Genomic DNA, 23314 nt, shown 5'->3' with positions numbered 1-23314 from the left:
CAATTCAGCTATGATCTACAGGTTATTTCTGGGGCTGTTGGGGTACTAACAGGACACCTTGACTATCTTTGAGTTCAAATTTCTTCAAGGAAGCTAGGTTATCATCTAATTGGACTCCGGGAGAGGCGATCGCCACTTTCCACTCGGATAAGTCTAATTCTAGCCAATCTCCCACGGTTACCGTCATTGGTTCCCCTCCCGTATGGGCCACCATCACCACTTGGTCTTCTTCCCGGTAAGGGTTTCCTCGGACTCCATAAAAAACGGTCTGAGTCTGATCACCGATTTTGTGAAACTGATCTGTTCCCATCAAATTCTGACGCAACCAAATGCGATCGTGTCGGAAGCGACGCAACTGCAAATTAAAATTAGTTTGCACAGCATTTAGATCCTCACCATAGTGAGAGACATTACAGATTTCGTAGCAGTCCTCCATAAATTTGAGGGCAAATTCTTTCAGTTTCGGAATATCGAGATCCTTGAGAAAATCCACCATTTCCGGGTGATTAATCTTTTGCCAATATTCAACTTTACACTCTTGTCCGGAATCCCCCAAACAAGCCTGACAAGCCTCTACCACAGCGGGGAGACTATAATCAGCATCAATCATCGCCTGTTGTAAAGCCTTGCCAAACTGCTTGAGTTCTTCTAAGTCCTCAAATCCCAAACTTTTTAAACGAGAAAAAACAAAATCTCGCTGATACAATTCCGGGGTGATTTGCCAATCTAAAAATCCCATTTCTTCGGCGACAACTTTCACGCCATAGCGTTCATCAGTATTGCGGAAAAACATCCAGGGGGCTCTGGTGGTAGCATTAATAAAATCCATGGGTAAACCCGGACTAAAACCATATACCCACAATGTCACCGCCGGATTATCATAACCATTATGCAAAACCTCCGACAAAGTTTTACCCAAATTCCAATTAATTTCTTGGTCTAACTCAACCTGATTACCCCGTCGGACGGTATCATGATTAGCGCAACCCGTAATCCAATTTTCTCCCTGATACATCACCTCACAAACTCGTTTCCATTTTCTATCCCAAAAACCCTTTAAGGTGGGGGTATTATGAGCAAAAATCAACGGCCCCCATTGGAAGGAGTCGGGGCGCAGTTCAATCAGATCTCGATAGGTAGAAATTTCCTCCCATCCTTCCTCTGGCCAGGGTCTGCCATCTTCAAAAATAGTAAACAGTAACCGTTGATAGCCGCCAATATCTTGGACGACATCACTCATGGCTAACAAATAAGCATCATCCTGTTCCACGAAGCCAGTTAAGGGATTAAAAAAGCGGAAATCTTGACCGCCATCAATGCGAATCCCATCAACTCCGGTATTCATTTTACGGCGCTGCATTTCTAGCAAAATTGCCCGCACCGTTGGCAGTTGGTGGTTTAAATCCTGACCATACATATTCTGCCCTTTTAGGAACTGACGATTCAGGAGTAATTCTGATTGGTTATCAGCATGACCATAAACAATGTCATAAATCACCTGAATGGGTCCGGTAGAGAAATTATGCAATGTGGCAATAAAATCCACTACCTCATCAGGGCGACGACTGCCTAGAATTGCGGGATTTGTGGTAGAAGAACCTAAAATTGGCACATCATAGCCCCAATCCTGGGTATCGGGTTTGCTAAGATTAATCTCGATAATGTCTTCATCTTCTGACATGAAGGCGAAAAACTCACTTTCGGGACTATATTCATCCCTAAACTCGATGGGGGGTTCTGTCGGTAGCAGTTGGACAGCACCATAGCCGATATAGTTTTCCTCGAGGGGGGTCAGGGGAATATTTTTGGCTAATTTATCGGAAATGCGACTATAAAGGCTGGTTAATCCCTCAAAGGTTCCAGCAGCGGTGGCGGTTCCTACATGGAGTTGCAGAATGTTTTTGGGAGCCCGAACCCTGGGAATTAATCTGGGGTTGGGTAGGGGGGAGAGATCATCATCATGTAGATCAATGGTGGGGTGGCGGGAGGTTCCCCGACGGCTAAAATATTCTAGGTCGGCGCGTTGGGCTTGTAGGGTTTCGATGTCGTAAAGTTCGGCGGGTCCGAATACTCCATAGGGAAGGGAGTAGGCTAGGGGGTCACGGATGGCTTGCAGTTTTTCGGCTTGGTCAATGTAGCGCAGCCAATAGAATGATCCGACTTGCTCTCGGCTTCCGGGTTCCATTCCGGCCACAACTCCCCAGTGATATTCTCCCTGTTGTTTGAGGTTGAGTCGGGTACGGTGAAAACGGACTACTTGCTGATCTGCCCGCAGGTCTATTTCATCTATGGGGGTGAGTACCTCCAGGAAAATCTCTAGCCTCCTCATGACTTGGGAGGTTAATTTGGGGGTCCAAAATCCGATTTGTGTGAGTCCGTCTCCTAGCCAGTGCGCTCCTAATTTTTGGGCGATAATTTGCGCTTTTTCAAAATAGGAGGCTTTGGAATGCTCGACGGTGGCTGCCCAATTTAGCAGATTTTCGGTTTCTTCGTCTACGAGTTTGATGGTGGGTTCTGTTGTGGTTACCAAAACTAACTTTCTACTTGACTCGACAATTTAACTCTAGTCTAACCCAGGGGTTTCCGACTCTAGCGTTAGTTTTAAATTTGCGATCGCTTCCCCCATTTGTGAATCAACCCTAGGATAGATGTTAACTATGGTTAAGTTTTGTTAACCTGTGAAGGCTAGGCTCCAGTAATAGAGTTAAAGTGTAATAGGTCAATGGCTCAATTGACCATTAGGTGCGGTATCGCTCAAATGTGGTTGATGTTTGATGGCGATCGCATAATTATAGCCTACCTACTGTATGGCGTTGATGGGAAGTTAACACTAACATACTTAACCATCAATTTGTTGTTGTCAATATAGTTTTCATGAATAAATCTATATATCCCTGTTCATCAAGCAAGTCAACTCGTAAATTGACCCACAGGCGCGCTGTATTTTAGCGTGGGAGTTGACCGCAAATGAACATGGCGCGAGACTCCTGAAAATTCAGGCGATCGCATAACTGTAAACCTCAAAATTGTTTCACGGAAAACACAAAAATTATGAAATCTTCACTGGTAATTCTGTACCATCGCGAACCCTACGATGAGGTAATCGAAAATGGAAAAATTCACTACCGAGCCAAAAAAAGCCCTAATGGTATCGTACCGACCCTAAAAAGTTTCTTTGCTAACGTTAATAAAGGCACTTGGGTAGCTTGGAAACAAGTAACAGCCAAGCAAAAAGCGGACTTTCAAGAAAGAGTAGAAGTAGAAGATGAAGGCAACTATACTGTGCGCCGCATAGCCTTAAACGCGGACCAGGTTAAACATTTTTACCACATCACCTCTAAAGAGGCATTCTGGCCAGTTCTACACTCGTTCCCCTATCATTTCACCTCGGAAACAGCAGACTGGGAAAACTTTACCACGATTAATCGTTTATTTGCAGAAGCAGCCTGCGAAGAGGCGGCAGATGATGCCTTAATTTGGATTCATGACTATAACCTATGGTTGGCGGCGCGCTACATTCGGGAAATGAAACCGGACGCACGGATTGCGTTCTTTCATCATACGCCATTTCCGTCGGTGGATGTATTTAATATCCTACCTTGGCGACAGGAAATTGTGGAGAGTCTTTTATGCTGCGATTTAGTCGGTTTCCATATTCCTCGCTACTCGGAGAATTTTGTAAATGTCGCCCGCAGTTTGTGCGAGGTAAAAGTGGTTAAACGGGAACCTGTAGCCCCTCATCTTACCAAAGTAGGAACGGCTTTAGCAGAACCAGAAATGGTCAGCCAACTTGAGTATAAGGGTCAAATAGTGAATATTGACGCTTTCCCGGTGGGTACAAATCCGGGTTTCATAGAATCGGTTTTAGAGAAGCCAGAGGGTCAGTCACGATTGACGGCAATTAGTGAAGAATTAGGCGATCGCAAATTGATTTTGGCTGCGGGTCGGGTGGATTATGTGAAGGGAAATCGGCAGATGTTAGAAGCCTATGAGCGACTGTTAGAACGTCGCCGAGATTTACATGGAAAAGTTCAGTTTCTGATGACTTGTGTATCGGCGGCTGATGGGATGCGGGTTTATAAAACTGCTCAACATCAAATCGAGCAATTAGTAGGTAAAATTAACGGCAGATTTGCGCGATTAGATTGGATGCCGACTTTGTTATTTACCCAGCCTATACCGCTGTCGGATTTGTTTTCCTATTACCGATTAGCTGATGTCTGCTGGACTACTCCCTTGCGGGATGGTTTGAACCTGGTAGCTAAAGAATATGTGGTGGCCAGAGAAGAGCGCGGCGGTGTCTTGGTGCTGTCGGAATTTGTGGGGGCGGCGGTGGAACTTCCCCAGGCGGTTTTGACTAATCCCTATTCGACTCAGCGCATGGATGAGGCGATCGAATATGCTTTAGCAATGGACCCCCAAGAACAAAAACAGCGGATGGCTGAAATGCATAAAACTGTAGTTAAATATGATGTCAAGTATTGGGCGGATCATGTGTTTGAACGTTTCGAGTCTATGACACATCAAAAAGCTGCTGTTAAACAGGCTGTTTCTGTTTAAACAACTAACTAAAAATTCGGTTAATTGGTGAGACCATGCGTAAATGACATCAATTAGCCGAATTTCTGATATTAAAGTAGCCAAGAAAACTCAACTATAATCATCATGGGAGACTATCAAAAAATTCAGGCGGAAACCTACGATTTAATTGTGATTGGCGGTGGTATAAATGGAGCCGGAGTAGCTCGTGATGCGGCGCTGAGGGGCTTAAAAACTATTTTAATTGAAAAAGGGGATTTTGCGGGGGCGACCTCAAGCTGGTCTACTAGGCTGGTTCATGGAGGATTACGTTATCTGGAATATTTCGAGTTTCCCCTAGTGCGTGAGTCCCTGCGAGAGCGAGAAATTTTACTGCGGACAGCCCCCCATTTAGTTAAACCACTGTTATTAACTGTACCAGTTTATGGGGGGCGATCGCGTCCTTATTGGAAAATTTGGGCGGGAATGCTGCTTTATGATGTGTTCAGCTATGACAAGAGTTTACCGACTCATAGAATGCTACCTAACACCCAATTTCAGCAATTATTCCGGTCTTTAGATAAGGAAAATCTGAAAGGCGGCGCTCAGTATTATGATGCTCAAGTAGAATATGCTGAGAGGTTGTGTCTGGAAAATATTATCGCGGCTAAACAAGCGGGCGCAACCATTCTTAATTATGTGGAAGTGACCGGACTTGACCGGGAAGGAAAACGCATTAATCAACTGAATTGTCGGGATGTTTTCAGTGGGGAAACTTTTACGGTTAAGGGTAGTCCGAAGGCGGTAGTTATCAATACTTCTGGCCCTTGGGTCGATCGCGTTTGTAAATTGGGGCGACAGAAAGACGAAGCCGCGCCCATTGGCACAACTCGCAAAATCGGCGGCACTAAAGGCAGCCATATTATTGTAGATCCCTTCCCTGGTGCGCCGGAAACTTCCCTATATGTAGAGGCAAAATCCGACGGGCGACCGTTTTTTATTGTGCCTTGGTTGGGAATGTATCTCATTGGCACTACGGATATTTATTTTAATGAGAATCTGGAAGCCATTAAGGCAGATAATGATGAAATTGATTATCTGTTGCGGGAAACTAATGGCATTCTTCCTACCGCTGAACTTTCGCGTCAAGACGTGAAGTTTACCTATTCTGGGGTCCGCCCCCTTCCCTATGTGGAACCTAGCCAAAAAACGGCTGCTATCACCCGGAAACACATTGTTTATGACCATGATAAAGATGGGGTGGAAAATCTGCTATCTTTGATTGGTGGAAAACTAACGACCTATCGCCAGGTGGCGGAAGAGTTGGTTGAGGCGAGTTATCAGAAAATGGGGCGACCTGCGCCACGGTGTGAGACGGACACGCCACTACCTGGGGCAATTTTCCCTAATGATACTCGCATCGGACAAGCCCTTTATGATTATCGCCCCCAACTACCTCTGAAAACTATTCATCATCTGTTTTCGATTTATGGGGCGCGGGCGCTGGAGGTGTTGCAGCTAACTGATGAACATGAAGAGTTGAGGGAAAAAATTACCCCGGCTTTACCTGATATTAAAGCCCAACTGGTCTACGGAGTGCGATCGGAAATGGCACAAACTTTGGTGGATATTACCCGGCGACGAACTACTCTAGCGATGCACGCGCGCTATGGGTTAGATTTATTACCGACTATCACTGAGACTCTGCAAAAATATGCGGGCTGGACTCAAGAAAAATGCGATCGCGAAGTGGTAGCCTACCATGACTATATGCGGTTAAACTGCATTCCCGATTATGAATTGGAGGCTTGGGAAAAGGCTTTATCACCTCAAATGGTTTAACCATTGGTGATGCTGAGGGCGAGTCCCTGTGAAAATGTACCCTTGTTTAGATAGAATAACGAAGATTTTATGGAATTTCCAGATAAGGAACAGGCAACCCTGACAGTTTTGGGGGCGGGGGCTTGGGGTAGTGCGCTGGCTGAGTTGGCGGGTCATAATGGCCATAAAATTAATCTCTGGTCTCGCCGTTTAGGTAATACTTTGGAGGAAGCGGTAGAAGGCGCTGATTTAATCGTTTCTGCTATTTCTATGAAAGGGGTGGCGGCGACGGCGGGAAAACTCCAGGAAATTGGTATCCCCGATCATGTTCCTATTCTCACTGCGACTAAAGGCTTGGACGCGGAAAGTACCCGGACTCCTTCTCAAATTTGGCACGAGGATTTCCCAGATCATCCCATTGTGGTACTATCTGGACCTAATCTGTCGGCGGAAATTGAACGACATCTTCCGGCGGCGACGGTGGTAGCAAGTGCTGATATGGCGGCGGCGGAGTTCGCCCAAAAGCTATTTGCTTCCAGTTTGCTGCGGGTTTATACCAGTAATGACCCCATGGGGACGGAGTTGGGGGGGACTTTGAAAAATGTAATTGCGATCGCCTCTGGGGTTTGTGATGGTTTAGAATTGGGCATTAATGCCAAATCTGCCCTCCTGACCCGGGCGCTAACCGAAATGATCCGCATTGGGACCCATTTGGGGGGACAGACAGAGACGTTTTTTGGTCTGTCCGGTTTGGGGGATATGTTAGCCACCTGTAATAGTGCTTTAAGCCGTAATTATCGGGTGGGTTATGGTTTGGCTAAGGGTAAAACCTTGGAGGTGATTTTACAGGAGTTGGGTAGTACCGCCGAAGGGGTAAATACCACTAATGTACTGATTGCTATTGCTAACCGCGAAAAAATTCCGGTTCCCATTTCTCGACAGGTCTATCGCTTATTGAACAATGAAATCAACCCCCAAGAAGCGGTTGAAGCCTTGATGGAAAGGGATTTAAAACCGGAGTTTCACGAAGAGTTTTAATTGTGTTTAATTACTGGTTGGGGTTTGCTGTTGGGGAATTTTGATGATGAATTCGGTTCCGGTTTCGGGGTCGGATTTAACTTTGATGGTTCCCCTATGGCTTTCGGTGATAATTTTATGGCTGAGACTTAATCCCATACCTGTACCTATTTGGGGGGGTTTGGTGGTGAATAGGGGTTCAAAAATGCGATCGCATACTGATTCGGGAATGCCGTCACCATTATCATAAATCCTGATTGTTACCCAACCCTCCCCTGATTTATCCGAAGTTTCCGCCTCCGTCGTAATCTTAATTTGGGGCTGAAACTCATTATCTTCTTCTCGGTTAGTATCCAAACTGTCGATCGCATTATTTAACAAGTTCATAAACACCTGATTAAGTTGCCCTGGGTAGCATTGCACCTGGGGCAATTTACCGTAGTTTTCAACTATCTCAATGGCGCGACCTTTTTTACCTTTAATACGTCCTTGTAAAATCAGGAGAATATCTGCCAGACCTTGATGAATATCAACAGTTTTTAATTCCCAATCATCCTGCTTGTAAAAATTCCGCAGAGACTCCACCAAATGGCGGATTCTGTCGGTTCCAATTTTGATTGAGTCTAGCAGTTTTGGAAAATCTTCCAGCAGAAATTCTAAATCAATATCCTCGATTCTTTCCTCAACTTCTGCCGCAGGTTCGGGATAATGTTCACCATACAACTCTACCAATTCCATTAAATCTTGAGCATAACCAGTCGCATGGTTAATATTACCAGTAACAAAGGAAACCGGGTTATTAATTTCGTGGGCGATACCGGACACCATTTGCCCCAAATTCAGCATTTTTTCACTGTATAATAGTTGAGTATAAGCCTGTTTTAAATGTTGATTTTGGGCATGAATTTTTAAGCCACATCGCACCCGCGCTAAAAGCCCATCAATTTCAATGGGTTTGCTCATCCATTCATCCACCCGGTATTCAGAACTCAATCCGTCAAGTGAATTAGAGTCCTCTAGGGTTTCGGCGGCGGTCAAGATGATGAAAAAGGTAGGGGCTAATGTGGGATGGGAACGCAGTTTCTGACATACTTCTAAGCCATTTAACTCCGGTAACATCCAATCACAAATAATTAACTCTGGGGACAGACTTTCGGCTAACTCTAGGGCGGTTTTACCATCTTCTGCGATCGCCACTTGATACCCTTGTTCTTCTAGGGTATTCTGTAGAATCATTTGGGTGGCGATGTCATCATCAACAATTAGAATAGTTGCCATGGGTTTATATTGATTAATTGAGTAGTTACTGTGATGTTAGTTAGTCTATTTTGCCATGTTTTGTGATCAGCTATAAAATTTTTGTTCAATAAAACTATCCACCCGGCTAAGATTTTCCGCGAGGGAGTCAATTAGACTCATACATCCCTCGATAGTTTGGTGGCGGGCTTTTTGTTCGATATCGGCGGCGATCGCAGTTAAAATCGCTACTCCCACATTACCACTAGAACCTTTGATGCGGTGAGCTACCATAGCCATAACTTGAAAGTCTGATGCGCTGGTAGCTTGGCGCAGTTTAATTAGGTCCTGGTGAGCATTTTCCATAAATACAGCCAATAGCTTTTTCTGAAATTCAACCTTACCCCTAGAAATTGTCTGGAGGCGGTCTAAATCGAGCAGGGGGCTGGGTTTATCCTGCTTTTTGTTAGTTTGTATAGTTTTGGGGGTCTGGCTGGTTTGAGGGGCATTTGTGCCGGGCATTTGTTGCCGACGGGCGGCCCAAGTTTGCAGTTTAAATGCTAACTCCTCCTGGGTTATGGGTTTGCTGATATAATCATCCATACCTGCTGATAGGCATTTTTGGCGATCGCTAGGCATGGCGTGGGCGGTGAGGGCGATGACAGTGGTATGGCGATCGTTTCCTTCCCGTTTCCGTAGTTCCTCAGTTGTGGCATAACCATCTAATTTAGGCATCTGACAATCCATAAACACTAGGTCATAATGGCGATCGTTTAATAATTCCAGCACCTGTTCTCCATTTTCCGCCAAATCAGCTTCAATACCTAATAAACTCAACTGATTTAACAATACCTGTTGATTAATAGGATGATCCTCAGCCAGTAAAACTTTTAAATCCAAACCCGCAGGGGAGAGGGTGCTAGAATTATCCCCCAAGCTATCACGACCCGAACGAAACTCGGCTAAATTCACCGTAATTTCATTAGCCATAGCTGTGAGTAAAGCATCAAATAATCGAGAAGCGCGCACAGGTTTAATTAAATAACTTTTAGCCAAGCCATCATCTAATAAATCTTCCACGGAACTGAGTAGGCGCATAGAAGTCATTAGCACCAACTTCGTGGCACTCATGAGGGGTTCATTTTGGATAACTGCCGCTAAATTTTGCTTTCCATAAATTAACAGATTTTGGTCAAAAATTGCCAAATTAAAGGGTTGGTTATTATGGGCGGCATCACGCAACTTTGACAAAGCCATTTCTGGGTCGGAGGCTTCCTGAAGTTCCATCCCCCAAGATTGAATCAGATAGCGGACAGACTGGCGCACACTCGCATTAGCATCGACCACCAAAATTTTTAACTTAGTTAAGGTATCTGGTAAATTGGGAAATGATGCAGTTTTGGATATAGAAAAAGGCAGAGTAAACCAAAAAGTGCTACCTTGATCAACCACACTTTCCAAGCCAATTTCTCCCCCCATAACCTCTACAAGTTGCTTACAAATTACTAAGCCTAACCCGGTTCCTCCAAATTTACGGGTGGTGGAAGCATCTACCTGAGAAAAAGCCTCAAATACCCGTTCTTTAGCCTCAGCCGGAATACCAATGCCAGTATCTTGCACTTCATAACGTAATGTCAAAGGAGCATTAATATCATAGTTAGGAGGGCGGCTAACTCGCAGGGTTACTTCTCCAGCGGGGGTAAATTTAATGCCATTACTCATCAAATTTAAAAGTACCTGTCGCAGTCTACCGGGGTCGCCGCGCAGATAACGGGGAACATTGCGATCGACAATAGCGGCTAATTCAATGCCCTTATTTTCAGCTTGGGCTGCCAATAAATCAATGATATTTTCTAGGCATTCTTCCAAGTCAAAATCTAGTTCTTCTAGTTCAATCTCTTGGGCTTCTAATTTGGAGAAATCGAGAATATCATTAATGATAGCTAAGAGGTGATCCGCACTGGTGCGAATCGCCTGGACAAAATCTTTTTGTTTAGTATCTAGTTCAGTTTTCAGCAATAATCCAGTCATCCCCAAAACCCCATTCATAGGGGTTCTAATTTCATGGCTCATATTAGCGAGAAATTGGGATTTTAGCCGGGAGTTTTCCAAGGCTGCTTCTCGTGCTTTAACCAATTCATCAATGGGATAAGTGGCAATAACCACCCCGCCTATTTCCTGATTTAAGGTATACCAAGGATGAATCGCCCAGCGAAAATATCCCTGGGAACCATCAGGATAAGTCATGGTATCTTCCGAGCAGGAAATAACCTCGCCAGCAATAGCTCTACGGTACAGTTCTCGACAGGTTTCTGAGATATGGGGGAAAATTTCATAGTGGCTACGACCAACTAAGGATTCTTGGGGAAGATGATACTCTTGTAGCCAGCGATCGCTATAAGCTATATAGCGCATAGAACAATCTAAAATGGCTACAGCCACGGGAGCATTAGTAATAATTTGCTGGAGTTGTTCTCGCTCTTTTTGGAGGGTGCTAGTTTTCAGTTTTCGGGATGTTATATCACGTTGTACAAAGACAAAATGGCTAACTTTTCCCGTGTCATCAGTAACGGGAGAAACACTAAGATCCGCCCAATATTTAGAGCCATTCTGACGGTAGTTAATCAATTCCACTTGTAGAGACTGACCCTGACTTAGGGCGACTTCAACTCGCTTTAATTGTTGCTCGTCTGTGTCGATTCCTTGCAGAATATTGGGATTTTTACCAATGATATCTTCTGGCTGATATCCGGTCAGATTAGTAAAGGCTTTATTAATATAAACTATCTGGGAATCCGTGGTGTTTTCGGGGTTAGATTGAGCGATGGCGATCGCATCAGTGGTGTGGCTTACGGCTGATTCTAGTAACCTAAGCCTCTGTTCTTGGCGTTTGCCTTCGGTGATATCAGTACCAATATTACACACGGCTAAAATATGTCTATTTTGATTAAAAATCGGAAAATTTACGGATATAAATTGGCGAATTTTACCATGATAATTGACTATATTTTGGTGAGTTTGCTGCACTCTACCACTGTCGAAAACTTTTTGATCCGATTCTTGTAGTTTTTGGGCGATAGTTGTTGGAAATAAATCATAGTTGGTTTTACCAAGAATCTCCTGGGCTGGTCTATTTAAGAAGATTTCGCACTGACGATTAACCATAATATAACGTTTTTGACTATCTTTGGCACAGATCAGCGCCGGACAGTTATCCAGAATAGCTTGCAGCAAATGTTTCTCTTGTGTAGCATTCGTGGCTATCACTTGCTGCTGTTGAATTTGTAGTTTTAATTGTTTAATGGTTTCCTGAAGTTCAGCGGTCTGATCTTGAATGGTCAACAGAAGATCTGATTGGCTATTTTTGACAGGTGCTTGTGTGTGTTGCCGTGGGTAGCGGGTGGTTTCTGGCCAAGAATTAGGGTTGAGGAGTAGACCATTTGAGTTTTGGAGTTGGGGGGTTGACTCACCCAGCCCCAGACCGGGGATTAATTTAAGTAGTCCCTGGATAATTGATAGGGAAATAATGAAAGCGATCGCCCCTACTGTTAAAATCAGGTTAGGTGTAGGATTTAACCAAGTCTCTCCCTGTAACAGAATAAAGCTACCAGTACAGAGGACAAACAACGCACATAGAAAGATTAATCGGCGCAGGGGAAGATCCCGCCAGCTCCAGATGATGTAGAATAACAGCAGGGCGAGAATGTAGTCAGCGATCGCCAATAGAAAAGATACCCTCTGTGGTAACACCATTGGCTCTATAAATCCTAGGTGGGCGATTAAAGCTAGATCTGGGGCTGATAGTTGACTGACCATTGCCATTACTGTTAAAACCATTAATACTGAAATTTGTATAAGACTAAGCTGACAGAAAAATTGCCTCTATCTCAAGGATGAATTATTGTTACTATTGACACATCTACCTGTAGGGATACCTTAATAATCCCTAAAATCGTCAGTCGATTTCAGGAATTATATAGCTATTGCTTGTAGATGCACAGGAGCTATCCTATAGAAAATATAAACTTTAATCAATTGGGGTAGGAAGGTGTACTTATGGCACGACTTTCGCCAAAATCCTTTGATATTCTGCTGACCGAGATCAATCGGCGGGTTAAAGAAAATCCCATTGACAGAATTGGGGCTGATCTTGTAGTATCCCGGTTGAACAAAAGGCGATCGCCATCGGGAGATTTCCTAACGCGATCGGAAATTGAGGAATTACTTACAGATCAGTTTCCTGATTTTAACCCCAAAGTAATTGATCAAGCCGCCCGGGCTAACCGTCCGGCTGGTGCGCTGAAAAAGCTATTTTGGGGAGGAGGAGTCCTAGGGGGACTAGCTGGGGTAGTTTGGTTAGTTAACTTACCCTATCCAATGATCCGCCAACCAGTGGCTAGAACTGCGCCCTTGCTGTTGCTTCCCAGTTATATTAGCATGGATTATAATTACCGACAGGCGATCGCTTTAGTAGAACAGGCTGATCAATTGGTGAATCGAGCCACAGCTATGACAGACTTTGAACTAGGAAGCGAGAAAGCAAAGCAAGCTCAAAAACACTTGGATAAGTTACCTGTATGGTTTTTAGGATATTACCCAAAGGCTTATTGTAATTTGTTTGGTTGCACGTGGCGCTTTACTTTTGATGAGTATCAAAATACCCGGAAACTGGTGGGTCGCATGGAAGCGCAGATTTTCCAGGAACAGAATGCTTATCAAGCCTTACAGGAAGCTCAACAGGCTTTACAGGTGGCTACAGCACAGTATAATCAAGCACAGTCGGCCGCGGATAAAGAGACAGCCATTAGAGTTTGGCAACAGGCTATTGATCAACTCCGACCAATCCCCGAAGCCACCTTGTCTGGAAAGAATGCACGACAGCAGTTAACCACTGCGGAACGGGATTTTCAGCAGCAGGTAGGGTTTGTCGCTGGTCGTTTACAGGGTAATACTTTAATTGAGGCGGCGCAAATTTTTGCTAGTAAGGCTGCTAATGAAGCTCAAAATCCACCCCATAATCAATTACATTGGCAGCAGGTAATCGAGCATTGGGATGAGGCGATTAAACGCTTGCAACAGATTAATCAAGACAATCCTAGTTATTTAGAAGCTCAAACAAAACTAGCTGAATATCGGTCAAATCGTCGGCAAATTGAACAAAGATTACAGGATGAAAGAGATTCTGTAGCCGCCATGGAAAGAGCCAGACGGTTAATTGTTGAATGGCGACAGTTGACCAGTTCTTCTAATCCGAATTTATCATCTTTAAACCATAAGATATCGGAGGTTATTTATACATTAGAATCAGTGAGACCTGGAACTACTGTTAATGCTGAGGCTCAAGAACTGTTACAAAAAGCACGACATACCCGCAGTCAATTGTAAATTAAGTTATGAATGATGGTCATTTTTGAGACTTTGGCATAAATTTGAAGAGGCGATCGTGACGCGATCGCGTCCGTTAGTTTTAGAATAGTATAGTGCTAGATCAGCCGCTCTAATTAAACTATACTGACAATCAGCGTGTATGGGAAAACCTGCTACCCCCATAGACATAGTAACCCCCTGCATAAAAGTATAGGAATATTGATGGTATAGTTCTTTGATACCTTTCCTAAGAAACTCAGCAATTTGATTAGCATCCTCAATAGTGGTGGAGGGTAAAATAATGAGAAATTCCTCTCCCCCATATCTACAAGTAGTATCTGATAGGCGAGTATGATTTTGTAAAAATCGGCTGACGGCTTTGAGGACGACATCTCCAGCTTGATGTCCCCAGCGATCGTTAAATCCTTTAAAATAATCAATATCGCCTATAATAATACTTAGGGGTTCTTGCTGTTCTTTAGCGCGTTCTAAATGTCGGACTAGGGACTGTTCCATATAGCGACGATTAAATAATCCGGTCAAAGAGTCACGAATACTCAAGTCATGGGAAAATTTTTCAATCAAATCACCATGAGCCGTGGTTGTCTCTAACATAATTTCTAGGTCAGTATTAGTTTGAGATAACCTTTCTAATAAAGATTGTAGCTTTTTTTCAGAAGTTCTCAATTGCTGCTCAGTCACTTGATGCTGGTTGATTTCCTCCTGAAGTTTCTGATTAGAATGATACAATTCCTGTTCCACCAAATCAGCATGAAGCATCGTGGTTTCTAGTAAAATTTCTAAGTCTATTTTGTCTTGTTTAAGTACCTCAATTTCCTCCTGCAATTTCTGATTTTCTAAAACCAAATCTCTCTCCCTATTATGTTCTGGTTCCATCCCCCGACTCACTCCATAATTATCAACAGTGATCAACATCTTAATATCCGTTTTTATCAATTAACTCAGGCACAAATACTAGGGTTTCAATTAACTAAATGCAGTCGGATAGCTGTCGGAAATTTTCAATAAATTTTGATGATCTATATTGCTGGCTGGGGACTACCTAGCAGTTCATCAATCATTGAATACCTAGATAATAATACCTAGATAAAGCTCTGGAGTAACTGGGATAATTTAACTGAGTATGGGTCTGGGAGATGAACAAGTTTTTCAGTGATATTTAACCCAGTTTTAGGCGGTGAGGGATATATGATTGTTGAGTTCAATCATAGCATTTAGTTAAATTTAGGCATCAATTTCCAATTCTAGGCTAGGCATTAATCGCTGCAAATTTTTGAGGGATTTTCCTTGCCAAGGTATTTTGCTAGAAGCTAACAACACCAAGTTAATATTTTTTTTCTGCCTCACTTTAATGACAAATTTAGACAGCATATTAATTCCCGAGCTGTTGAGAAATTGCAACTCTCTGAGGTTGAGGGTAATTTGGGAAGGTTCGATATCTAATACATCATTAAGTAATTTAACCACCGCATTCGACTCTTCTAGGCCATTAAGTCTGAGAGACCCTTTCAGGGTAATAGTAGAGATTTGGCTATCGTAACCAATGCTATAATCTTCAGTTTGATATGATTTAATTACCATGTTTAATTCCTGTATTCAAGTTTTGAACAAATGATATTTAACAACTTGAGATGGTGATTAGATGGTGAGTTGAACCATTGTAGTAACAATAGTCTGGGAGGGATCTTGTTCTAGGGTTTCAAACTTCCAGCCTAGTTTAGCCATATAGTCATTAACCATTGTTAAATATCCTAAGCCTGATTCGGTATCATTTTCTACATTTTTTTCGACCTGATGAATATACATCTCTTGAGGGTCAGAACTCAGCAACTCTTCAATGTAGTCTTGAAAAGAACTAACCGCGTCTTTCTGGATACTATTAGCCACAAAAAATGAGAGATTATCGTGCTGCAAAAATAGCTGTATTTTAATCGGATATGTCGATGATTCATCGCTAAATTTCATAGCATTTTCCAATAACTCATTAGCCACGAAACTGACAGCACTTTTGACTTCCATTTGGCGACTAACTGAGTCTTGCTCTTCTTCCGTTTTTGGGAAAAATGTAGTGACATAATCAGCCATAAAGTTGGCAGATAGACCATTATTTCTCCACCTTTGTTTCAGGGGTACGGAAGTGGGGGAAAACCCAATCACCAAAAACTCATTGCTGGTACTTGGTGCTTCAAAAAATTCTCCAAAAATTCGTTTCATGTTATGTTGAATAACTCAAGGTTTAATAACTTTTGGTAGGTGTACCGCTTGGCTTTAAATAGTTGAGGTAATTTCCAGGGATCAAGTTTCCCCAAAATTGAGAGACATTTCTTAGGGGTCAGAGCATAGGATGTTGTTATTAATGGATTTCAAGTTAAGGATACCATATTTTTGATAATTTGCCTAGAGTTGGATAGTGAGCGAGGGGTGGGAGGGGTAAATCTAGGATAACATCTCATCAACAACCCGTTTCCAGTAAATTTGAGCCACAGCATCACCAGGATTTTCAGCTAAACAGATCTGCAACAATTGAGCAGCTTGCTTATATTGATGTAGATAATAGAGGGTTAATGCTGACTCAAACTGAGTTTTAGTTTTCAACTTAGCGTCGCGACTTTCTGGGGGGTCAGCATCAAATATTTCAAAGACAGAGACCATTTCAGATTTCCCCTTGACGGCGACTTTATCAATAATTCTAAAAGCGTAACTATTAGGATTTTCAAGAGACAGGAATGTGTGTTGGCTAATCAAAAGTGGCACGGCATATTTTTTAGTTAATTCTTCCAAGCGAGCGGCGAGATTAACGGCATCACTAATGACAGTGGTATCAATTTTATCTTTACCTCCAACAATACCTAACATCATAGTTCCGGTATTAATACCAATGCCAATTTTAATAGGTGGTCTTCCTGGTCGTTGGCGGGTAGTATTATAGTCGCTTAATAATTTGAGCATAGCGATTCCCGCCTGGACAGCATCATCAGCACTGCCGCCAAACAATGCCATGATTGCATCTCCCATATATTTATCTATAAATCCGCAATTTTCAATAATTGCCGGTTCCATGCGGCATAAGTAGGCATTAATAAACTTAAAATTATCGCTCAAGCTCATGTTTTCAGAGAGATTAGTAAAGTGGCGAATATCTGAAAACAAAATGGACATTTGTTTTTCAACGGCATCTCCTGATTTAACCTCGACGATACTTTCATAGCCCAAGAAGGATAAAAACTGATTAGGAACAAACCTGCCAGCGGCATCAGTCAGCTGTTCTTGCTCATTGAGGGCTAGTTCTAAATCACAGTTAACTGTAAACATTTCTTCGATAAAACTTTGTCGTTCTGCTTCAGCTTTTTGGCGTTCAGTGATATCTTGAAAAGTAGCGATCGCAAAGGTAATATTTCCGTTATTATCATGAATAGGTCTGGCTCTAGCTTCCACAGGGATGCTGCGATCAGGTTGATGCACTTCAATATCATCAACGACGACATTTTCCCCTCCCAAAGCTCGCTCTAGGGGTAAATTTTCATCGGGATATAGTTGGTCAGTTCCGGCAATATAACTAGGATAAATGACAGAATTTTGATTAGTGAAATCATCTAGGACTGTCCCTGGTCCAAAGAGGATGTGGGCGGCCTGGTTAGTATAGTAAAGTTGCCCAAGATGATCGACAACGACAACGGCCAAAGGCATAGCTTCAAGGAACTGACGCAGAAGTTTATTACTAACCTTTAACTCCTCGGCCAAATCTATATTTTCAGTTTTTAGGCGATCGTTAAGTAAGGTAATTTCCTGATTAGCAATACTAATTTGGGCTTGGTGATATTCAACGGCTTGTTTTTCTATCTGTAGCTGTTCAAGACTCTGATTCAATTCGACTTCAGTCTGTTGAAGTAGGGTAACTTTTTCCTGTAGACCCGCATAGAGTCGTCGCAGTTGTCCAGTCATGCGATTAAAAGCCATAGCTAGGGTTCCCACCTCATCATCGGTCATTACGGGAGCCACAGGGGTGAGGTCGCCGTCTGCGACTTTGGTAGCAACAGTAGCGATCGCCAATATAGGGCGAGAAATTTGGCTCGCCAATAGATAAACGCCGACAGTGAGTAAGCCGGTAAAAGTTAAACCGACCCCTAAAGTAGTCCAAGCCAACTGACGAGCGGGAGCTAGGGCTTCGGAGCGTGGCATTTCGACCAATAGGACAAGTTCTTGCTGTTCTAACCAGCGAAAGACACCGAGTACAGGAACGCCAGCATAGTTTAAATAACTGCCGCGCCCATTTTCCCGTTGTAACCCGCGATCAATGCCTTCGCTGTGACCCCCTCTAGGAAAGTCTTGTCGGCCAAACTCTTCCCCAGATACAAATACGCGCAAGTTATTGATCAAATAGGTTTCCCCTTGTTCTCCTAGCCCAGTAGAATCGAAGATAATCCGATCCATCTGCTCTAGGCTAAGGTGAGCGGCGAGAACACCGATGGTTTCACCTTGACTATTGCGTAGGGGAGTAGAGACAGTCATAGTGGGTCTTTGGGTGACGGGAGAAGGATAAACATTCTGTACAAAGGTCCGGGTTTTCCCTTCGATAAAATATCGATCTCGGACTCGAAATTCTCCTTCCCGGGAGGTATCGGTAGAAAAGACAATTTTGCCGCCCACTGGTGTCAGGATGAATACTTCCTGTAAATCGGGACGACCTGCTAAAGCTGAAGCCATATACTGCTGCATCTGCTGATGAGCTTCGCGAAAAGCGATACTGGATTCATCAGCAGTTAGTAACACTTGGGCTTCGGTAAGAATTTCCGGCAGTTGAGAAAGTGATACAGTTGCATCTACTTGGTTTTTGACCCAGAGATTCAGGGCTTCTTCTTTGAGGGTAGCTGTGACTTCTAGTCGTTCAAAAACTAGGGTTTTAATTGAAGCCCTAGCCTGACTAAATGCGATCGCGCCCACACTGAAAACTGTGACCACTGATAAAAGTAAAAAGTAGACAACTAGCCTGGACATCAGGCTTTTCGTCCAGAACTTCATGAAATTTGCCCTTAGTCATTCGACCTCAATGCTGGATTAACTTGTTTATAGAAAACAGGCTGACCCAATTGGAACTGTAACATGACCACACTTCGCAGGGGGTCTCCAGTTCCCTGGAATTGCATTGTTCCCGTTACACCCTCGTATGTTCCTATTTTAGCGAGTCCTTGCCGAATTGACTCAGGATCTGCTTGATTTTGATTGCGAATGGCGGTTAACATGAGGTTCATGGCATCGTAGCTGAGGGCGGCAGCGGTAGTGGGCAGAAACTTATAGGTCTGTTGGTAAGTTCTAATAAAAGATTCGGAGGCAGGTTCCCGTGATGTAATCGTCCAATTATCCGTAAAAAATGCCCCTTCCAATTGGGGATTTTCTAGGGAAGATAACCCGCCCCAGGTATCACTACCGATAAATTGGGCTTCGATGCCCATTTCGCGACTTTTCTGGGTCTGGATGAGAATATCATTATCATAATTGGGCAAAAATAAAATCTCAGCTTGACTATCTTTAATTCTTTGGAGTTGCTGAGTGAAATCGTCCTGATCAGTAGTGTAAGACTCAAAGGCAACCACTTGACCGCCTAGTTGGGTAAATTCCTCTTGAAAAAACTCGGCTAGATCTCGGTTGTATTCGCTGGCAATATCATAGAGGACGGCTGCAGTTTGTTTGTTTAATTCTTGTTTGGCAAAACCCGCAATAACTTTACCTTGTAAATCGTCGGTAAAGGGAACCCGAAATACAAATTCTTTTCCGGCTGTAGTTTGGGGGTTGGTAGACCAGGAACTAATCATGGGGATACGGGATCTTTCGGCTACATTAGAGACGGGGATAGCGATGCGGCTGAGGGGGAGTCCGACTAGACCAACAATGTTTTTTTCATTAATCAGACGGGTGGCTACTGCTACTGCCTCATCGGGGCTGTCTGTGTCATCTGCGACTTCTAAAACCACTTCCATGTTCTTGCCGTTGATGGCTATACCTCCGGCTTGGTTGACTTGTGTAACTGCTAGTTCTGCGCCTTGTAGGGTTTGTCTACCGACTCCTTCAGTTAATTCTCCGCTCAAGGGGGCCATCAGACCAATAATGATGGTGGATGGGGGGCTGACGCTGGGACTACAGGCTAGGGGCAATAGGGTCAGGAGGACTCCTATGATAAACAGAAATACTCGAAATTTGCTGAGTCTCAGGTGAGTTAACATGGTGTCTGGATATTTGAGAGTTTGTTTAATCAAGCATGACATGGATTGTATGTAATCAATACATTGTGACATGATTTGATACCGGATTGATTGGGAATTCTAAATTATTTGGTGGGGGTAATTATGTTGAAGCGATCGCACTGGGGGGATTTGGGGTAAAATATGTTACCAAAGTTTGAGTGAGTTAATTTCGACTATGACCAGGCCAGCTATTTATATTGCGATTACTAATCACGGATTTGGTCATGCTGTTCGTGCTGCTTCTGTGGCTGCTCAAATCCAGAAATTTTGTCCTGATGTTTTATTATTCTTAGTAACTCAGGCTCCCCGCTGGTTATTGGAGTCTTATATTTTGGGTGATTTTGTGGTGCGATCGCGGGCTTTTGATGTGGGGGTAGTTCAGTCGGATAGTATCACTATGGATAAATTGGCGACTCGTTCCAAGTTAGAGGATATTAAGCAGCGGCAGAGGTCTATTGTAGCCAGAGAAGTTGATTTTATTCGTCAAAATCGGATTAATTTAGTGCTGGCGGATATTCCACCTTTGGCAGCGCCCATAGCTCGGTCGGCTGGGGTTCCTGGTTGGATGATGAGTAATTTTGGGTGGGATTTTATTTATCGTGATTGGGGGGAGGAATTCCAGGAAATAGCGAATTGGATTGGGGAGTGTTTTGGGCAATGCGATCGCTTATTTCGGCTGCCTCTTCATGAGCAGATGACGGCATTTCCTGTCATTGAAGATATGGGTTTAACTGGTGGTGATCCTCGCTATGATTTAGCTAAACTTAGGGCGGACTTTCAGATTAAAACATCGGTAGAAAAAACTATTATGCTGACTTTTGGGGGCTTAGGACTAGACGCAATTCCCTATAATAATTTAGGGCTGTTTCCTGATTATCAGTTCATTACTTTTGATAGCAATTCCCCGGATTTGGATAATTTAATTAAGCCGAGAGATATGGTGAAATCTAGCCCTTCATTAGCGGAATATTCCCGCCTGCGTCCGGTAGATTTGATGCCTTTGTGTGGGCGAGTTATTTCTAAACCAGGCTATAGTACATTTTCGGAAGCATTGCGGTTGGATATTCCCCTAGTGTCTTTGGTGCGGTCCGGTTTTGCTGAGTCTCCGATATTAATTGAGGGGTTAGAAAATTATGGTTTCCACCAAATTCTGACGGCTGCGGAGTTTTTGACGGGAAATTGGGAATTTCTACGCGAACCCCTGAACCCCCCTCGCTTATCGGAAACTTTAGATAAAAATGGAAGTAAAGCGATCGCTGAAGCTGTGGTAGAATTATATTAGACGGTTGTAGATTAGGCTGTCAGTAACAGAAAAACGGAGCTTGCCCTTGGCCTTCCGGGTCAGGAGGGTAGGGGCAGCTTGTGCCAAATCAGGCTTGAGGAGATATAGAAGTAAAGCGATCGCTGAAGCTGTGGTAGAATTATATTAGACGGTTGTAGATTAGGCTGTCAGTAACAGAAAAACGGAGCTTGCCCTTGGCGCTTCCGGGTCAGGAGGGTAGGGGCAGCTTGTGCCAAATCAGGCTTGAGGAGATATAGAAGTAAAGCGATCGCTGAAGCTGTGGTAGAATTATATTAGACGGTTGTAGATTAGGCTGTCAGTAACAGAAAAACGGAGCTTGCCCTTGGCCTTCCGGGTCAGGAGGGTAGGGGCAGCTTGTGCCAAATCAGGCTTGAGGAGATATAGAAGTAAAGCGATCGCTGAAGCTGTGGTAGAATTATATTAGACGGTTGTAGATTAGGCTGTCAGTAACAGAAAAACGGAGCTTGCCCTTGGCCTTCCGGGTCAGGAGGGTAGGGGCAGCTTGTGCCAAATCAGGCTTGAGGAGATATAGAAGTAAAGCGATCGCTGCGAGAAAGCTAAAACAGAGATATCAAAAGGCTGGAAAGGATTGTTGAACAAGCAACAGCGAGATGTAATTGGCTGGCGGGAGTGGCTGGCTCTTCCTGATTTAGGAGTAAGTGCAATTAAGGCTAAAATTGACACAGGAGCGCGTTCCTCTGCCATACACGCCTTTGATGTTCACCATTTCGGCGATGAAGACGAAAGGATGGTTGAGTTCAAAATGCACCCAAAGCAGCGGAATAGCACGGAAACGGTGACAGCGACAGCGAAGGTTTTAGATCAACGAGAGGTGCGAAATTCTGGGGGACATTCTGAAGAAAGGATCGTGATTGTAACTACTGCTCAACTACGGGGACATGAATGGCAGATCGAACTTACGCTAACTAATCGGGATGTGATGGGTTTTCGGATGCTGTTAGGACGCGCGGCTGTCCGGGAAAGGTTCTTAGTGCATCCTGGTAAGTCCTATCTCCTGAGCGCGCGACCGAAACTACCATTCCGTTCAACCTGAAACCAATGGAGTTTTACCAAATGTGGCCCGCCAATGGCAAAGCTTTAGACCCAATAATTTTCTGGTAAACTGGTGTAATCTGCTTAACTCAGGTAAATAATACTATGGTGGAATATAACGACGCACCCAAAACTGGGATCAAATGGCTGGGATTTGTTTGTGGTTCTGTGTTGCTGACCTCAAGCGCGATCTCCTGGGCGGGAGGGCCACCGACTCGGCAAGGTAAACCAGTAATTATTGAAGAACCGGCGGGAAGGCCGACAGAACCCGATCGCACTGGTCCTACGCCGACGGCTCCTGCTGCTACATTACAACCAACACAGCCCACAGAGGATACTATCCCCCGATTTCCCTTACCTAGTGCTAGGATTAGTCCTGTTAATGGCAGAGTTACCCTGAAGCTGATCAATTCTAGTAATGTGGTAATTGAATATCAGGTATCAGGAGGAACCAGACCCAGGCTAGTTGGTCAGCAGTCAGAAAGCACGTTAGAGCAATTGACAATTCCTGTCAACTTGACCTATCAAAGGGAAGATGGGGGTTTGCTGTTTGTGCGTCCGGTAGTAACGAGCTCAGGTGTTTTAGAAATCCGGTTTGAAGCAACTGGTAATATAAACCTAGATACTCGGTCTCTGAGTATTAATGAACAGGGGACAGTATTTCTCAACTAAAGGAGAAAAGGGGACAGACCGCGGCCAAGTGTCTGTTGAACTGTGAGAATGATTGTCAAATTCCCTC

At 43.8% G+C, this 23314-nt stretch carries 16 protein-coding genes; 8 read left to right on the top strand and 8 right to left on the bottom strand.

Going from position 1 to position 23314, the window contains the following annotated elements:
* Window positions 1–22 precede the first annotated feature (22 nt).
* Window positions 23–2530, bottom strand: a complete 2508-nt coding sequence (gene gghA, locus NLZ44_RS20050; protein ID WP_493750927.1) for a glucosylglycerol hydrolase — start codon at window positions 2528–2530, stop codon at window positions 23–25.
* 192 nt (window positions 2531–2722) lie between these two features.
* On the opposite strand from gghA, the gene NLZ44_RS20045 reads away from it, so the two are divergent.
* The 4 genes from NLZ44_RS20045 (at window position 2723) to NLZ44_RS20030 (ending at window position 7377) form a co-directional block, all read left to right on the top strand.
* A complete protein-coding gene (locus tag NLZ44_RS20045) occupies window positions 2723–2869 on the top strand; it encodes a hypothetical protein (RefSeq protein ID WP_008050757.1) in 147 nt (48 codons plus the stop codon).
* 182 nt (window positions 2870–3051) lie between these two features.
* Entirely contained in the window at window positions 3052–4560 is a 1509-nt protein-coding gene (ggpS, locus tag NLZ44_RS20040; RefSeq protein ID WP_493750926.1) for a glucosylglycerol-phosphate synthase, read from the top strand.
* A 105-nt stretch (window positions 4561–4665) separates the two neighbouring features.
* Complete coding sequence (gene glpD / locus NLZ44_RS20035) at window positions 4666–6360, top strand: glycerol-3-phosphate dehydrogenase (protein WP_008050755.1); 1695 nt, start codon at window positions 4666–4668, stop codon at window positions 6358–6360.
* A gap of 69 nt (window positions 6361–6429) precedes the next feature.
* Window positions 6430–7377, top strand: coding sequence for an NAD(P)H-dependent glycerol-3-phosphate dehydrogenase (locus NLZ44_RS20030; protein WP_493750925.1), 948 nt, complete (start codon window positions 6430–6432; stop codon window positions 7375–7377).
* 6 nt (window positions 7378–7383) lie between these two features.
* Here NLZ44_RS20030 and NLZ44_RS20025 read toward each other — a convergent pair whose 3' ends face one another.
* Both NLZ44_RS20025 and NLZ44_RS20020 read right to left on the bottom strand, forming a co-directional pair.
* The gene (locus tag NLZ44_RS20025; RefSeq protein WP_493750924.1) at window positions 7384–8634 is read right to left on the bottom strand and encodes a sensor histidine kinase; all 1251 of its coding nucleotides are present in this window, start codon (window positions 8632–8634) and stop codon (window positions 7384–7386) included.
* Between the two features lie 66 nt (window positions 8635–8700).
* The gene (locus tag NLZ44_RS20020; RefSeq protein ID WP_493750923.1) at window positions 8701–12429 is read right to left on the bottom strand and encodes a PAS domain-containing protein; all 3729 of its coding nucleotides are present in this window, start codon (window positions 12427–12429) and stop codon (window positions 8701–8703) included.
* 219 nt (window positions 12430–12648) lie between these two features.
* On the opposite strand from NLZ44_RS20020, the gene NLZ44_RS20015 reads away from it, so the two are divergent.
* Window positions 12649–13977, top strand: a complete 1329-nt coding sequence (locus NLZ44_RS20015) for a hypothetical protein (RefSeq protein ID WP_493750922.1) — start codon at window positions 12649–12651, stop codon at window positions 13975–13977.
* A gap of 6 nt (window positions 13978–13983) precedes the next feature.
* Here the strand turns inward: NLZ44_RS20015 and NLZ44_RS20010 are convergent, their stop codons facing one another.
* The 5 genes from NLZ44_RS20010 to NLZ44_RS19990 form a co-directional block, all read right to left on the bottom strand.
* Window positions 13984–14895: a GGDEF domain-containing protein gene (locus NLZ44_RS20010; protein WP_493750921.1), complete on the bottom strand. Its 912-nt coding sequence runs from the start codon at window positions 14893–14895 to the stop codon at window positions 13984–13986.
* Between the two features lie 309 nt (window positions 14896–15204).
* On the bottom strand, window positions 15205–15561 hold the full coding sequence (locus NLZ44_RS20005) for a slr1659 superfamily regulator (protein WP_493750920.1): 357 nt from the start codon (window positions 15559–15561) through the stop codon (window positions 15205–15207).
* A 57-nt stretch (window positions 15562–15618) separates the two neighbouring features.
* Window positions 15619–16194, bottom strand: a complete 576-nt coding sequence (locus tag NLZ44_RS20000; RefSeq protein WP_493750919.1) for a slr1658 family protein — start codon at window positions 16192–16194, stop codon at window positions 15619–15621.
* Window positions 16195–16416: 222 nt separating this feature from the next.
* Window positions 16417–18975 (bottom strand): cache domain-containing protein, encoded by a 2559-nt coding sequence (locus NLZ44_RS19995; RefSeq protein WP_493750918.1) that lies wholly within the window; start codon window positions 18973–18975, stop codon window positions 16417–16419.
* A gap of 35 nt (window positions 18976–19010) precedes the next feature.
* Window positions 19011–20240, bottom strand: a complete 1230-nt coding sequence (locus NLZ44_RS19990) for an ABC transporter substrate-binding protein (RefSeq protein WP_493750917.1) — start codon at window positions 20238–20240, stop codon at window positions 19011–19013.
* A gap of 154 nt (window positions 20241–20394) precedes the next feature.
* On the opposite strand from NLZ44_RS19990, the gene NLZ44_RS19985 reads away from it, so the two are divergent.
* The 3 genes from NLZ44_RS19985 to NLZ44_RS19975 all read left to right on the top strand — a co-directional run bounded on the left by NLZ44_RS19985 (window position 20395) and on the right by NLZ44_RS19975 (window position 23247).
* A complete protein-coding gene (locus NLZ44_RS19985) occupies window positions 20395–21501 on the top strand; it encodes a glycosyl transferase (RefSeq protein ID WP_493750916.1) in 1107 nt (368 codons plus the stop codon).
* A gap of 610 nt (window positions 21502–22111) precedes the next feature.
* Window positions 22112–22576, top strand: coding sequence for an ATP-dependent zinc protease family protein (locus tag NLZ44_RS19980; RefSeq protein ID WP_006625720.1), 465 nt, complete (start codon window positions 22112–22114; stop codon window positions 22574–22576).
* A 104-nt stretch (window positions 22577–22680) separates the two neighbouring features.
* On the top strand, window positions 22681–23247 hold the full coding sequence (locus tag NLZ44_RS19975; RefSeq protein ID WP_493750915.1) for a hypothetical protein: 567 nt from the start codon (window positions 22681–22683) through the stop codon (window positions 23245–23247).
* Window positions 23248–23314: the final 67 nt, after the last annotated feature.

The sequence above is a fragment of the Arthrospira sp. PCC 9901 genome (assembly GCF_059013425.1).
This window is presented reverse-complemented; position numbering and strand designations above follow the sequence as displayed.

Bases quoted from the DNA above. Each gene is read 5' to 3' on its own strand.
- NLZ44_RS20010 (WP_493750921.1), bottom strand. From the start codon at position 14,895: ATGTTGATCACTGTTGATAATTATGGAGTGAGTCGGGGGATGGAACCA.
- NLZ44_RS20030 (WP_493750925.1), top strand. From the start codon at position 6,430: ATGGAATTTCCAGATAAGGAACAGGCAACCCTGACAGTTTTGGGGGCG.
- ggpS (WP_493750926.1), top strand. From the start codon at position 3,052: ATGAAATCTTCACTGGTAATTCTGTACCATCGCGAACCCTACGATGAG.
- NLZ44_RS20000 (WP_493750919.1), bottom strand. From the start codon at position 16,194: ATGAAACGAATTTTTGGAGAATTTTTTGAAGCACCAAGTACCAGCAAT.
- NLZ44_RS20015 (WP_493750922.1), top strand. From the start codon at position 12,649: ATGGCACGACTTTCGCCAAAATCCTTTGATATTCTGCTGACCGAGATC.
- NLZ44_RS20025 (WP_493750924.1), bottom strand. From the start codon at position 8,634: ATGGCAACTATTCTAATTGTTGATGATGACATCGCCACCCAAATGATT.
- NLZ44_RS19995 (WP_493750918.1), bottom strand. From the start codon at position 18,975: ATGTCCAGGCTAGTTGTCTACTTTTTACTTTTATCAGTGGTCACAGTT.
- glpD (WP_008050755.1), top strand. From the start codon at position 4,666: ATGGGAGACTATCAAAAAATTCAGGCGGAAACCTACGATTTAATTGTG.
- NLZ44_RS20005 (WP_493750920.1), bottom strand. From the start codon at position 15,561: ATGGTAATTAAATCATATCAAACTGAAGATTATAGCATTGGTTACGAT.
- NLZ44_RS19985 (WP_493750916.1), top strand. From the start codon at position 20,395: ATGACCAGGCCAGCTATTTATATTGCGATTACTAATCACGGATTTGGT.
- NLZ44_RS19990 (WP_493750917.1), bottom strand. From the start codon at position 20,240: ATGTCATGCTTGATTAAACAAACTCTCAAATATCCAGACACCATGTTA.
- NLZ44_RS20020 (WP_493750923.1), bottom strand. From the start codon at position 12,429: ATGGTTTTAACAGTAATGGCAATGGTCAGTCAACTATCAGCCCCAGAT.
- NLZ44_RS20045 (WP_008050757.1), top strand. From the start codon at position 2,723: ATGGCTCAATTGACCATTAGGTGCGGTATCGCTCAAATGTGGTTGATG.
- NLZ44_RS19975 (WP_493750915.1), top strand. From the start codon at position 22,681: ATGGTGGAATATAACGACGCACCCAAAACTGGGATCAAATGGCTGGGA.